Below are 14,445 nucleotides of genomic sequence, written 5' to 3'. Positions count from 1 at the left end.
TGTCATTGTTCTTGGCTTCGATGATCTCAAGGAACATATCGCGTGTCTTGGCACGGCGTGCGATGCTACGCTGATCGCGGTAGGCGATATAACGCTTGGCCACTTCCTTGCGCGGGCTTTTCATCAGTTCTATCTCCACGCGATCCTGAATCTCCTCTACGGTCATGCGCTCTTTTCCGGTCACGCCTATACGATCGACAATCTTATGGATCAGAGCCTCGTCCTCTCCCATTTCGGTCTGAAGCATGGCCTTGCGTATGGCTGCCATTATTTTTTCTTCGTTATATCCCACGACGCGGCCGTCGCGCTTTACCACGATCTGTATCATTTTATCGGATTGTTTTTAGTTTTCCATTTGATGTTGCAAAAGTATTTATTCTTACAAGAACAGACAATTTTTCTCGACTAAAGTTTTCTACAACTTTTTCGTTTTGGATAACTTTTGAATGTGTTAAATTCTTCAAAACGCTACAACATAGGTGTTTATATTTCCGTTTTGGATAACTTTCAACTCCGGTGGTTAAATAAAAGTTTACATACAGATGCATCATCACATAAAACCTACAGTACTATGACGGTAAATTTTGTCGTAGTATCAGACCTTAAATATGTGTGGAATGTCATCATTAGCATTTGTTCTAAAGCACTACGACAAGTAATAGGTCGAATGTCGTCAAAATTTAGTAATTTTGCTGAACCAAATCCGAAAAAAAGATGGCTGAAAACACCGATAAATGGATATGCCGCGAGTTGATATCGATGCTGAAGAAATACGGCGTCAATGTAATCGTAGCGTCACCCGGATCGCGAAATGCGCCGCTGTTGGTCGCTGCAGCGAGAGAAAACGCCATAGAGGTGATACCTGTGGCCGACGAACGATCCGCAGCCTTCATTGCACTCGGATATGCGGCGGTGTCGGACGCACCGGTTGCAATCATATGCACATCGGGGACAGCCGTACTGAATTACGGGCCGGCCGTTGCCGAGGCTTTTTACAGGGCGTTGCCACTGATAGTGATATCGGCCGACCGCCCATATGAATGGATCGACCAGGATGACTCGCAGACCATACGCCAGCCAGGCACATTCGCCAACTTCACCAAGGGAAGCTATGATCTCAACGAATCAGTCACAGATGCCGATAAATGGTATGCCAACCGCATGATCAACGACGCCATGACCCTTGCCTTAAGTGGCCGAAAGGGTCCTGTCCATATCAATGTCAGACTTGACTGTCCTTTGGGAAGACAATCTGACAGCCGACACCCACAGCCAAGAAAAATAGCTACACTACGGCCAAGGGAGGATCTCACAGTCGGCGACGCACGAGTATATGGCCGCCAACTGGCATCACCGCGGAAAGTCATGATAATAGCCGGATTCATGACGCCAGACAGCCGTCTGAACCAGGCATTGGGACGGCTTGCACGGTTGCCGAATTTCGTGGTCATGACCGAGACCATCGCCAATATGCACAATCCGGCGTTCATAAGCCGCATCGATACCACGTTGAGCCAGATGACCGATGATGACCGACACACGCTCAAGCCTGACGTCGTGATCACTCTCGGAGGGGCATTGGTGAGCCGCCATATCAAGGACTACATAAGATCAATCGACAACGCCGAACATTGGAGCGTCGGCCATACACATACGACAGTAGACTGTTTCCGACATCTTTCACTACGCATCGAGATGCGCCCTGAAGTGTTCTTTCCACAACTGGCATCGGCTATGCAGCCTCATCAGGCCTCCTGCGATTACAGCCGACGCTGGGAACTGCTTGCGCGCAAAGCCGAGGCAACCCATCAGGCTTACGTCGGTTCAGCACCATGGAGCGACATGCGGGCATTCTCCGTTTTCATGCCGATGATTCCACGCAATGCCAATCTACAACTGTCAAACGGCACAGCGGTCAGATATGCACAGTTGTTTGCCACGCGCGACTATCACCGCTGTGACTGCAACCGCGGGGTCAGCGGCATAGACGGCTGCACCTCGACCGCAATAGGCGCTGCCATGGCATATCCGGGCATAACAGTGCTGGTCACCGGCGACATGTCGGCTCAATATGACGTCGGCGCACTTGCATACGCCTCGCTCGCTCCGCGGCTTCGCATCATTGTGATGCGCAATGGCGGGGGCGCCATTTTCAGATTTGTGGAATCGACATGTTATCTGGACGAGCTTGAGAAGTATTTTGCTCATCCCCGACAGTTTCCGGCCCGACAGATTGCCGAAGCTTACGGTCTTGATTATTTCGAGGCCGCTGATGAACAATCGTTGCGTGGCGTGTTCCGTCAATTTCTGTCGGCGCCGCGAGCCGCACTGCTTGCTGTCGATACGCCGGCAGAAGAGAGCGCACGCATACTGCGGAATTACTTCAACCGTAAATCGGAATATATAAATCATAAACAAACAGACATATGAGAAACTGGACAACCATCAAACAATACGAGGATATTCTTTTCGAACGATTAGGCGGCATAGCAAAAATCACCATAAACAGGCCGAAAGTGTACAATGCTTTCCGTCCGCAGACCAACATGGAGATGCTCGACGCCATGGCCTACTGTCGTGAATGCCCGGAAATCGGAGTGGTGATCTTAACCGGAGCCGGCGACAAGGCCTTCTGTTCGGGAGGCGACCAGAATGTAAAAGGCACCGGTGGATATATCGACTCCAATGGCGTGCCGCGCCTTAACGTGCTCGACCTGCACAAAGCCATCCGCTCCATACCCAAGCCGGTGATAGCGATGGTGAACGGTTACGCTATCGGAGGTGGAAATGTATTGCAGGTAGTGTGCGACCTCACTATCGCATCGGAAAACGCACGATTTGGCCAGACGGGTCCTAAAGTGGGCAGTTTCGATGCCGGATTCGGATCGTCGTACCTCGCAAGATGCGTAGGGCAGAAAAAGGCGAGAGAAATATGGTTTCTGTGCCGCCAGTACACTGCACAGGAGGCCGAAGAAATGGGAATGGTCAACAAGGTCGTTCCTTTCGACCGTCTGGAGGATGAAACTGTGGAATGGTGCGAAACCATACTGAAGCGCAGCCCGATGGCGATACGTATGATAAAGCGTGCGCTCAATGCCGAACTGGACGGTCAGAGAGGTTTAATGGAGTTTGCCGGAGACGCCACGCTTCTTTACTATCTGATGGATGAAGCCCAGGAAGGCAAGAACGCATTTCTTGAAAAACGTGACCCCGACTTTGGCAAGTTCCCCAAATTCCCCGGTTGACCGCCATGTTGAGAGCCTCATTCACGCCCTATACCCTGCACTTCGGATTTGAAGCCGTGACCTCGCGCGAATGTATGCGCAGCAAGTCCACATACTTTGTTAGTGTGTGGGACGACGAGCACCCTACGGTTGTCGGGACAGGGGAGTGTGCTTTGTTCCGCGGACTCAGTGCTGACGACCGCGAGGATTATGAAAGCGTATTGTCGGATATCTGCAGCAGGATCAACGCTGTAAAGATTGCAGACCTGACGGAATGGCCTTCGATTGTGTTCGGGATTGAAACCGCTTTGGCCGATCTGCGTAACGGAGGCAGGATGATGCCGTTTCCGTCGGACTGGACCGATGGCGGGTCAGGACTTCATATAAACGGGCTGGTATGGATGGGATCGGTGGAAGAGATGACCCGCCGGGCGGAGGAGAAAATCTCTGAGGGATTCAGATGCGTAAAACTGAAGATAGGCGGATGTGACTTCGAAAGAGAGCTGCATCTGCTCGAACAGCTTCGTCGCCGTTTTGCTCCTGAAGAGCTTGAGATAAGGCTTGATGCCAACGGTGCATTCGATGTTGACGAAGCGCTGCAAAAACTTCGTCGGCTAGCGACACTCGACATACACTCCATCGAGCAGCCTATAGCGTCCCGGCAATGGGATGCGATGAAGAGTCTCTGCAATGTATCGCCTATAGACATAGCTCTTGACGAGGAGCTGATAGGTGTATTTAGCGTGGATGAGAAGCGACGGATGATCGAATACCTCAGGCCGGCATATATAATCCTCAAACCGGCGTTGTGCGGCGGATTTTCCGGCAGCAGCGAATGGATTGAAGCCGCTGAAAATGTCGGCATCAGATGGTGGGTCACATCGGCATTGGAGTCCAACATAGGCCTGAACGCTCTTGCCCAATGGGTAGCCAGTATGAAATGTGATATGCCATCCGGACTTGGCACCGGCCAGCTATACACCAACAATTTCCGTTCGCCGGTAGAACGCAGAGGGGCGATGCTGTATTATAACCCTGCCATAGAGGCTGAACGTCCGGAAATAATAAGTAACTCTCGCTACACGCCATCGTTTTCAAGCAAAAATCACTCGAACAAATCTCAAAATATCACTCGCAGCTAATTTTTGCGAGTCACTTATTACCACCATGACGCGATCCTACCGAATCATCGATCCCGAAGGGCTGGCCGCAGCATTTGTCGAAGAATGGCAAAATGATAAGGACCATATAACGGCAAGGACGTCAGGCTCTACAGGCACGCCAAAAGATATACATCTTCTGAAAGCCGACATGGAGTTGTCGGCACGCGCTACATGCCATCACTTCGGCATCGGGCCGGAATCTGTGTTGTTCTGTCCGCTTTCGACAGACTACATAGCCGGAAAAATGATGATCGTCAGGGCTGCTGTAGCCGGCGCGACCGTGGTGGTGGAACGGCCTTCGTCCACGCCAATGGCGCATTGGACTCTTGACCGGGCGGATCTGACAGCCATCGTACCGTCGCAGATAGAGGGATTGCTCGCAAACGGCCGTGGCCGATTGCGATCGGTAATAGTCGGCGGAGCGCCTGTCACACCGGAGCAAGAACGCATTATGACTGATTCCGGCATTGATTTCCGTGCCACGTACGGGATGACTGAAACCTGTAGCCATGTAGCGCTGAGGCGGATTGACAGCCGGCGGTTTGAAGCGCTACCCGGTTTTAGTTTTCATACAGACGACCGCGGATGTCTTGTGATCGAGTCCGGATCGATGTCGTTCGGAAGGCTTGTCACTAATGATATAGTAAAACTGCACGACAACAAGTCATTTCAGTGGCTTGGACGATATGACAATGTAATCATCTCCGGGGGGATCAAGCTGTTTCCTGAAGAGATTGAACGGGAAATAGCACCATATACAGGATCTCACGCATTTTATCTGACCGGACGGAAGTCGGAACGATGGGGTGAGGAGCTGGTCATGGTGATCGAATGCGAAGATGTTGATATAGAAGCCATAGACCGCGCGCTTTCACTTCACATCGACCATCGCCATAAACCGAAGGGATATATCGTAAAGAGAGAACTCCCGCGAACTCCTACAGGCAAATTATTAAGGCATCGCATAAAATAATTTTTCTTTGCAAAAGTATTTTTATATTTTTGCGAGATATTTCATTATACTACCAATAATAATCCTCAATCAATAATATTCAATCTGATGAAGCAATTTTTCGTAAGCGTGCTCGGAGCATTGGCCGGAATATGGATTTCGGTGTTTTTGTTCGGATTGCTCGGCATCATAATGATAGGGGTCATGGCAGCCACCTCGGCGAGTGACAATACTATGGTGACAGTAGACAGCAACAGTGTGCTCAGAATAACTCTGTCAGGCGAGATCACCGACCGCAAACAACCGGTCAACATCATGAACGAGCTTACCGGTGACAAGCCTAAACAATATCCCCTCAATATGATGATCGCGGCGATTGAACATGCTGCCGAAGATGACGACATCGACGGCATATTCCTTGACTGCGCAGGAATATCGGCCGGAATGGCACAACTCCAGGCATTGCGTCAGGCACTGGTAAGGTTCAAGGAAAGCGGGAAGTGGATATACGCATACGCCGATACCTACTCTCAGGGTGACTATTTCGTGGCCACAGCCGCCGACAGTATCTTCATCAACCCGATAGGCATGGCCGACATACATGGGCTATCCTCCACCACTCTGTATTTCAAAGATATGCTTGACAAGATAGGCGTTGATGTGCAGGTGGTGAAAGTGGGTACCTACAAGAGCGCTGTAGAACCGTTCATGCTCAATCAGAGCAGCGAAGCCAACACAAGACAGCAGCAGGCCTATCTCGGCAATATCTGGAACGAAATCGCCGGCAAGATCGCCGAGGGACGTGGTGTGGATACGGCCGCTGTCAACAGTTGGGCCGACAGCTTCACTTTCTCTCTCGAAACAAGCGAACTGGCCGCACGTCATATAGTAGACCGTACGATGTACCGTCATGAAACGAACCGGATTCTGGTGGATGCCACCAGGCTGGAAGAGGATGATGATCCCCGGATGGTCGACATCTTGGACTATGCGACGATATTGTCGTCAAAAAAGAACCATGGCGACAAGACCATCGCGGTGCTGTATGCCGTAGGAGACATCACTGAATCAGGCAATGACGGCATAACATCAGACAGGCTCGTGCCGCAGATACTTGATCTTGCCGAAGAGTCGGATATCGACGGACTTATATTGCGTGTAAACTCAGGAGGAGGCAGTGCGTACGCCTCTGAACAGATATGGGAAGCTCTCGAACAGTTCAAGTCGCTCACAGGCAAACCCTATTACGTTTCGATGGGCGATGTGGCCGCATCCGGTGGCTATTACATATCATGCGGCGCCGACAGAATATATGCCGAACCTGTGACACTCACCGGTTCGATCGGCATCTTCGGCCTGATTCCCGATGCTCACCGGCTTCTCAACGACAAAATCGGTGTGCACACATCGACAGTAGCCACTAATAGAGGGCAGTTCCCCGGATTGCTGAATGCCATGACGCCCGACCAGCGCAACGCAATGCAGAGCTACGTGGATCGTGGTTACGAACTATTCGTAAAACGGTGTGCAGAGGGACGCGGCGTATCAGTCGACTCGATAAAAGCCATTGCTGAAGGCCGTGTATGGGACGGTCTGACAGCGTCACGCATAGGGCTTGTGGACAGGCTCGGCGGTCTTGACATGGCATTGGCCGACATGGCAGCCGAACTTGATGCTGCTGACAACTACAAGATCAAGGAGTATCCCGATCTGAAATTCAAATGGTGGGAAGAGGTGCTCAACATGAGCAGCAACATGAAGGCATCGGTGGTGGAAACTGAACTCGGACAATATGCCCCTCTCTACCGTATGGCCCGCGAATGCGGCCACCTCTCGGCTCTGCAATGCCGGATGGAATATATAACAATCCACTGACGCAACCTGCACTCATCCCTTTAAAACCTAAAGACTATTTGCTGATCATGGCCAGAAGAAAAGGACTTATACCGTTTCTGATTCTCTACCCCCTTTCGCTCCTGTACGGGCTGGGGGTGGCCGTGCGCAACATGATGTTTGACAAAGGGATTCTCAAACAGCGCAAGTTCAACATTCCTGTAATCGCCGTAGGTAATCTCACGGTGGGAGGTGCCGGCAAGACACCTCACTCCGAGCACATAATCGAGATACTCAAGGGGGAGTACCGGATCGGGCTACTCAGTCGTGGCTACAAGCGCAATACCAAGGGTTTTGTGCTTGCAGGAGCCAATTCTCGTCCCCAGGACATAGGCGACGAACCATATCAGATGTATCGAAAATTCAGCCATGACGGCGTGATGGTGGCTGTGTGCGAGAGCCGTGTGAAGGGCATCGAAACCATGCTTGAACTAAATCCTACGCTCAATCTGATAGTGCTTGACGATGCTTTTCAGCACCGATACGTGAAACCTACTGTATCCGTAGTGCTGACAGAGCACAGCAGACCGGTGTATAACGACTCACTGCTGCCTTACGGACGACTGCGTGAACCGGCTCGCGCGTTGGATCGTGCTGACGTAGTGGTTATGACCAAGTGTCCCGACGAAATGAAACCGGTTGACTTCCGTATCTTCAAGGAAACATTCAATCTGTTTCCGTTTCAGAAGCTACTGTTCACCCGCTACAAATACCTTTTGCCCAAAGCCTTGTTTCCGGAGAACGTAATTCCCGAATCGACACTTGATATGGGATGTCTGACACGTGAGGACACTCTGCTTGCTGTAACAGGAGTGGCCAATCCACGTCCATTCATCCGCTATCTGCGCTCACATTACAAAGCAAAGGTGAAGATATTGCGCTTTGAGGATCATCATAATTTCACAAATTCCGATATGCAGTCGATACTCCGCAAATACAATAACATGGAGGGACGTCATCGATATGTCGTCACGACTGAAAAGGACGCCGTCAGACTGGCCAACAATCCATATTTCCCGCCGCAACTCAGAGGTTTTGCCTATTACATACCTATCGCGGTAGAACAAATACAGTCGGGCGACCCGCCTCTTGCCAACATACTTAGGCAACTCATACGCAACCAAGGCAGCATAAGATCGTAAAGACTGAACAATGCCATACGCATAAACATTAAATAAACATCAACCGAAATTCAACAATATGATAGAGAAGATCAAGCAGACAGCAGACTATATCAGAAGCAAAGCAGGCAATGTGCCCGAAACCGCAATAATCCTCGGCACCGGCCTTGGAGCGCTCGTGGATCATATCACTGAGAAAAAATATATTCCTTACACGGAGATCCCGAACTTTCCGGTATCGACAGTGGAGGGGCATAGCGGCAATCTGATATTCGGCCGACTCGGCAATCGTCAGGTGATAGCGATGCAGGGTCGATTTCACTACTATGAGGGATATGACATGAAGGAGGTGACATTCCCGGTAAGGGTCATGAAGCAGCTTGGCGTCAAGACTCTGTTTGTGAGCAATGCAGCCGGAGGAATGAACAAGGAATTCCGTGTGGGCGACATCATGATCATCACAGATCATATCAATCTGTTTCCGGAGAATCCTCTTCGCGGAAAGAATTATGAAGAGCTCGGCCCACGTTTCCCGGCCATGACCGAAGCCTACGACAAGCGGTTGGTGGCTGCCGCTGAAGAGATAGCTGCAAAAAAGGGCATACGGGTGATGAAGGGTGTATATGTCGGGACTCAGGGTCCGACCTTCGAAACCCCGGCCGAATACGAGTATTTCCGTATAATCGGCGGAGATGCCGTCGGCATGTCGACCGTGCCTGAAGTCATTGTGGCCAATCATGCCGGCATGAAGGTGTTTGGCGTATCGGTCATAACAGATCTCGGCGGTAAAGACGTGACGGATGTCCCTACCCATGAAGAGGTGCAGAAGGCGGCTGAAGCCGCTCAGCCATATATGATGGAGATCATGCGTGAACTTATAGAGCGGGAGGGCTGACCGGATGGAAACAGAGATCTCAACCATAGGCGAATTCGGACTCATTGACAGGGTTACATCCGGACTGACCGCAGGCAATCCATCGACCGTAAAATCCGTGGGTGATGACGCAGCCGTGCTGTCATATCCTGACACGGATGTTCTTGTGAGTTCGGACATGCTGCTTGAAGGAGTGCACTTTGATCTGACATACGTGCCTCTCAAACACCTCGGCTATAAGGCTGCCGTAGTGAACTTCTCCGACATATACGCGATGAACGGCACTCCGAGGCAGATCACCGTCAGCCTCGGGATCTCCAAGCGCTTCACCGTAGAGCATATAGACGAACTATATTCAGGCATCAGGCTTGCATGTGAGATATATGGAGTGGATCTTGTAGGAGGAGACACCACGTCGTCACGCTCGGGGCTGGTAATAAGTATCACCTGTATCGGTGATGTGGCCAAAGGGGAGGCTGTGGGACGCGACGGCGCGCACGACACGGATCTCATCTGCGTTTCCGGCGATCTTGGAGCCGCATATATGGGACTTCAGCTTCTGGAGCGTGAAAAAACCGCATCGGCAGGGATGAAGGATTTCGTTCCGCGCTTTGAAGGGAAAGAATATCTGGTAGAGCGGCAGCTGAAGCCTGAAGCCCGCAAAGATATTGTAGCACGGCTTGCCGAGGCCGGCATCAGGCCGACATCTATGATAGATGTAAGCGACGGATTGTCGTCGGAGCTTCTGCATATATGTCATGCCTCCAAGACGGGATGCAGAGTGTATGAAGACCGTATTCCGATCGACTATCAGACAGCTGTGATGGCTGAGGAGCTTAACATGAATCTTGTCACAGCGGCTCTAAACGGCGGAGAGGACTATGAGCTACTGTTCACGGTGCCGCTCCACTGTCACGAGCAGATCAAAAAGATCGACGGAGTCAAAGTCATAGGACATATAACTTCTGAAAATCTGGGGTGCGCGCTCGTGACCCGCGACGGCACAGAGATGCCCCTTCGCGCCCAAGGCTTCAATCATCTCAACCAGTAAGCAGCAGTCCGGCCTGTTGATAAAAAATTTGATAAAAAATTGACGTCCGACATCGATATTTCATCTATAATATTGGGTGCGGGCGGCAATTATTTTCTAACTTTGCAGCGCGAATTAACGAAAAAGTACATTTACAGTCATGATAAATCGTGTTTTGATCAGAATCAAAGTGGTGCAGATGCTTTATTCCTATCTGCTCACCAAAAGCGAGTTTAAGATTGAGCCGGCACCTGAATCGGCTACAAGGGACAAGAGATTTGCCTACACGGTTTATATAGACACACTGCTGATGATACTTCGTCTGTCGGGTCACAACGCTGGACTTCGCCAGCTTTCGCCTCTGGCAGGACACACTATCCATCCGGCACTTTCATCCAGCAAACTTGTGCGCGCTCTCCGCGATGACGACCAGATAAAAGGGATCATAGTGAGAAAAAGCGAACAGACCGATGAAATGTCGGATGCCATATCTCCGATATATTTTTCTCTGACCGAATCCTCGGCCTACAAGAACTACATTAAGTCGAAAAACCATGAGATGGCCGGCGATGTGAAATTCTGGGCCGCAGTGCTGCCTACTGTAGTGCTGAAAAACGAGAAATTTGTAGAATGCGCCCGTAGGAATCCAGATTTCAGCATATCCGGTCTTGAAAAGGGTGTGGATATGGCTGTTGCCACTCTTGAAAGTTTCAGCGACAACCGCTATATGCTCCGCGATGCGTCGCGCTCGCTGACCGCCTCGCTCGACAAGGCATATGAACTTTATCATGCTCTGCTTCTGCTTCCGGCCGAGATAACCGCTCTCAGAGATGTGCGCATCGAGGCCGCACGCCATAAGTTTCTGGCTACGGCCGAAGATCTGAATCCCAACACAAGGATGATCGAGAATCCAATCCCCGCAAAGATAGCAGAGTGCAATGACATGACCGAATATCTGAAGGCGAATCCTTTCAGCTGGGACAATGATCTTGACATGATACAGCGTCTTCTTGATCGTATTATGGAATCTAAGATCTATCAAGACTACATGGAAGCTCCGTCGACCGACTATCAGACCGACTGCGAGTTCTGGCGCTCGATCATGAAGAATGTGATCCTTCCGTCGGATGATCTGGCAGAGGCGCTTGAGTCAAGATCGGTGTATTGGAACGATGATATTGAGATTATGGGAACTTTCGTACTCAAGACTCTCAAACGGATCGCTTCATCGCCCGAAGCCCCTGTCAGCCTTCTGCCAAAATACAAGGATGACGAGGATGCGCGTTTCGGTTCGGAACTGTTCATGAACGCAGTGAGCAACTTTGACGAATACCGCTCGCTGGTGGAAAAGTTCATCAACTCCACCTCATGGGATCCCGAACGACTGGCATTTATGGATTTGGTGGTGATGGTGACGGCCATCGCTGAACTGCTCAGCTATCCGCTGATACCCATACCTGTGACTCTGAATGAGTATATCGAAATCGCCAACTCCTACAGCACTTCACGCAGCGGACAGTTTGTCAACGGCATACTCTACTCTGTGATAAATCATCTGCGCGAAGAGGGCAGACTGAACAAGAACTGACAGAATCAGCCGAACAATTCCCGTAAGTAAGTGTTCAAACACTCTATAGGACTACCTCTTAAATGACAGAGCCGTGGAATATTGTCAGATTCGAACGCTTACTTAAAAAATAATTTGTATATTTGCATAGTTCTACAAACTTAACTACATACAGCAATGATTTTTAATCTCCTGACACTTCAGGCTGACGGCGGACAAGGCGCCGGTGCAATGAATCTCATCATGATCGTTCTTCTGATTGCGATATTCTACTTTTTCATGATACGTCCGCAGCAGAAGAAACAGAAAGAAATCAGAAAATTCCGTGATTCGATCAGCGAGGGCGACCGCGTGGTGACTGCCGGAGGCATATACGGCAAAATCCGCTCGATCAACGACAATATCGTAAGTCTTCAGATCGCAAAGGATGTTGTGATCCGTGTCGACAAAGGATCAGTATATCCTTCGGCCGCCGATGCCTCTCAGGACCAGAACAAGGTCGACGAAGCGTCAAAGTAATCCGCCACAATCCTGAAACCGTGACATCTCACGGAAACCGATAACAGAATGGTCGACTATCGACGCATTATTGATAAGGCTAAAGGAGCCGTTCACTCCTCAAAAGGGCGTGATCTGCTCCTTTATCTTATGTTTGTATGCGTAGCTTTTGTTTTCTGGTTTTTTCTGTCGCTTGACTCGGAACAGCAACGCGACTATGATGTCCCGGTAGAGATAGAGAATGTGCCTGACAGCATCACCATGCTCGGGCGTGTGCCATCGAGCCTAAATGTATCGGTACAGGGCAAGGGTTATCAGTTGATCCGGTTCATGTGGGGCAAGATGCCTTTGATGCGGATCAGGTTTTTTGACAATGTGACTGAAGAGAATGTGTTCGCCTTGCCAAGACCAAAGCTCGAAAGCCGTCTTCGCGAATATTTCGGACAAGGCGTGCAGATACAGTCGATGCGCCCCGACTCGCTGAGGATCCGCTATACGACTGTGCCGGGAGTAATGGTCAAACTTGACATCAATTCAGACATACATACAGATCTACAATACGTGTTAAGCGGGCCGATTACGGCCAATGTAGATTCTGTCAGGGTATTCGCTCCGAACGGTCTTCCGTCATCAGTCACAGAGGTTATAACCGAGCCATTGATACGGTCGGGTCTTCGGGATACATCACGGTTTGAAGTGGCAGTTATGCCTATGGACGGCATGCGTATAATTCCCGACCGTGTGATTGTGACAGTACCGGTAGAGCCTCTGATCGTCAAGAAAAAGAAGGTAAGGATCGATGTGACCGGATTACCCGATGGTGTGGGACTTATCACTTTTCCGTCAGTAGCCGAAGTGTCGTATCTCGTACCTATGAGTTTTTATAACGATGATTATCCGGTAAGTGCGTATGTTGATTTCCATACGATCGACAACCGTCGACAAAGAGCCAAACTCAACCTCACTCCGATGCCCGAACTATATCATAATGTAATAGTCGAGCCTGACAGCGTTGAATATATCATCGAGAAGCACGCAAGACAATGACGCTTATAGCTATATCCGGAGGAATCGGCAGCGGTAAGAGCATTGTGTCACGTGCGCTTGCCGTGATGGGGTATGATGTGTATGACTGCGACAGCCATGCCCGTGAGATCATGGACTGCGACAGGGCGCTGCAGCGACGCATAGCAACGGATATATGTTCGGATGCAGTGGTAAACGGACATATCGACCGCAGGCGGCTGGCAGAAAAGGTGTTTAACGACAATGCTGCTCTGCATCGCCTGAACAGTATGGTACATCAGGCCGTCAAGGATGATATTGCCGAATGGGCATCCGTGCGCGATGGTTCGCCGTCGTTTATTGAAACGGCGATTCTGTATCAGAGCGGCATAGACCTGATGACCGATGAAGTGTGGGAAGTCAGTGCACCAACTCAGCTGCGACTTCAAAGGGCGGTGGACAGAGGCATGAATGAAGATGATGCACGTTTGCGCATGGCTGTCCAGGATGAATATCAAGCTGCCAGGCAGCACCAAAATGTAAAGACAATAGTCAACGACGGTGTGACGGCAGTCATACCTCAGTTACTTGCATTACTCGACAGAGAATAATTTCAGCGGTATGGGTTTTCGATCGTATCGGTCACAATTTGATCGAGAAACTGTCGGCATCCATCCAGGGCGAAAAACGCTTGCGGTCGGCATCAAGCTGCGCGCCATTGAAAGTCGCATATACAATGCCGTCGTCGCGTCGGTCGGCGATATCGTCGCCCCAATGATTGAAAACGAAGGAATCTCCGGCGGGATAGTCGCCAAACCGGTCGCGTCCTTCACGGTTGCACCCGACTACGAACGACTGGTTTTCGATCGCACGGGCAATAAGCATCTGCCTCCATGCATAGACTCTTGAATGCGCCCAGTTGGCCGGGACTATGAGAGCGTCGTATTCGTTGGCGACGTTGCGGTTCCATACCGGGAACCGTATATCATAGCATATAGCCATCTTAAGTTTCCATCCGCAGTAACTGATCACCGGCGACAGGCTATCGCCGGCTCTAAGCAGATTGTGTTCTCCCCCCATCCTGAAGAGATGGCGTTTGTCGTAGAACACTGTATTGC

General features: G+C 50.4%; 14 protein-coding genes. 12 read left to right on the top strand and 2 right to left on the bottom strand.

The window, feature by feature from the left end; translation table 11 throughout:
• On the bottom strand, positions 1–328 hold a 328-nt coding region (locus C5O24_RS05555), incomplete at its 3' end, for an ATP cone domain-containing protein (protein ID WP_240604911.1).
• A 386-nt stretch (positions 329–714) separates the two neighbouring features.
• On the opposite strand from C5O24_RS05555, the gene menD reads away from it, so the two are divergent.
• The 12 genes from menD to coaE all read left to right on the top strand — a co-directional run bounded on the left by menD (position 715) and on the right by coaE (position 13,938).
• Positions 715–2,430: a 2-succinyl-5-enolpyruvyl-6-hydroxy-3-cyclohexene-1-carboxylic-acid synthase gene (gene menD, locus C5O24_RS05550; protein ID WP_107034708.1), complete on the top strand. Its 1,716-nt coding sequence runs from the start codon at positions 715–717 to the stop codon at positions 2,428–2,430.
• Positions 2,427–3,245, top strand: a complete 819-nt coding sequence (gene menB / locus C5O24_RS05545; RefSeq protein WP_107034709.1) for a 1,4-dihydroxy-2-naphthoyl-CoA synthase — start codon at positions 2,427–2,429, stop codon at positions 3,243–3,245. The genes menD and menB overlap by 4 nt, the downstream gene beginning before the upstream one ends.
• Before the next feature lie 5 nt (positions 3,246–3,250).
• Complete coding sequence (locus tag C5O24_RS05540) at positions 3,251–4,366, top strand: o-succinylbenzoate synthase (RefSeq protein ID WP_107034710.1); 1,116 nt, start codon at positions 3,251–3,253, stop codon at positions 4,364–4,366.
• Positions 4,367–4,391: 25 nt separating this feature from the next.
• A complete protein-coding gene (locus C5O24_RS05535; RefSeq protein ID WP_107034711.1) occupies positions 4,392–5,360 on the top strand; it encodes an AMP-binding protein in 969 nt (322 codons plus the stop codon).
• A gap of 87 nt (positions 5,361–5,447) precedes the next feature.
• Positions 5,448–7,214, top strand: coding sequence for a signal peptide peptidase SppA (gene sppA / locus C5O24_RS05530; RefSeq protein ID WP_107034712.1), 1,767 nt, complete (start codon positions 5,448–5,450; stop codon positions 7,212–7,214).
• Positions 7,215–7,261: 47 nt separating this feature from the next.
• The gene (gene lpxK, locus C5O24_RS05525; RefSeq protein WP_161553815.1) at positions 7,262–8,374 is read left to right on the top strand and encodes a tetraacyldisaccharide 4'-kinase; all 1,113 of its coding nucleotides are present in this window, start codon (positions 7,262–7,264) and stop codon (positions 8,372–8,374) included.
• A 58-nt stretch (positions 8,375–8,432) separates the two neighbouring features.
• Positions 8,433–9,248: a purine-nucleoside phosphorylase gene (locus tag C5O24_RS05520; RefSeq protein WP_107034714.1), complete on the top strand. Its 816-nt coding sequence runs from the start codon at positions 8,433–8,435 to the stop codon at positions 9,246–9,248.
• A gap of 4 nt (positions 9,249–9,252) precedes the next feature.
• The gene (thiL, locus tag C5O24_RS05515; protein ID WP_107034715.1) at positions 9,253–10,278 is read left to right on the top strand and encodes a thiamine-phosphate kinase; all 1,026 of its coding nucleotides are present in this window, start codon (positions 9,253–9,255) and stop codon (positions 10,276–10,278) included.
• Positions 10,279–10,432: 154 nt separating this feature from the next.
• The gene (locus C5O24_RS05510; RefSeq protein WP_161553814.1) at positions 10,433–11,845 is read left to right on the top strand and encodes a transcription antitermination protein NusB; all 1,413 of its coding nucleotides are present in this window, start codon (positions 10,433–10,435) and stop codon (positions 11,843–11,845) included.
• A 156-nt stretch (positions 11,846–12,001) separates the two neighbouring features.
• Positions 12,002–12,343 (top strand): preprotein translocase subunit YajC, encoded by a 342-nt coding sequence (gene yajC, locus C5O24_RS05505; protein WP_107034717.1) that lies wholly within the window; start codon positions 12,002–12,004, stop codon positions 12,341–12,343.
• A gap of 48 nt (positions 12,344–12,391) precedes the next feature.
• Complete coding sequence (locus C5O24_RS05500; RefSeq protein WP_123549940.1) at positions 12,392–13,369, top strand: YbbR-like domain-containing protein; 978 nt, start codon at positions 12,392–12,394, stop codon at positions 13,367–13,369.
• Positions 13,366–13,938: a dephospho-CoA kinase gene (gene coaE, locus C5O24_RS05495; RefSeq protein WP_107034719.1), complete on the top strand. Its 573-nt coding sequence runs from the start codon at positions 13,366–13,368 to the stop codon at positions 13,936–13,938. The genes C5O24_RS05500 and coaE overlap by 4 nt, the downstream gene beginning before the upstream one ends.
• A 31-nt stretch (positions 13,939–13,969) precedes the next feature.
• On the opposite strand, the gene C5O24_RS05490 is transcribed toward coaE, so the two are convergent.
• Positions 13,970–14,445 (bottom strand): nitrilase-related carbon-nitrogen hydrolase (locus C5O24_RS05490; protein ID WP_275541802.1); only part of this gene is annotated, 476 nt, incomplete at its 5' end.

The organism is Paramuribaculum intestinale, from assembly GCF_003024925.1.
In the GTDB taxonomy this organism is placed as follows: Bacteria; Bacteroidota; Bacteroidia; order Bacteroidales; family Muribaculaceae; genus Paramuribaculum; species Paramuribaculum intestinale.
Note: the sequence above shows the minus strand (reverse complement) of the source record. Positions and strands in the feature narration are given on the sequence as shown.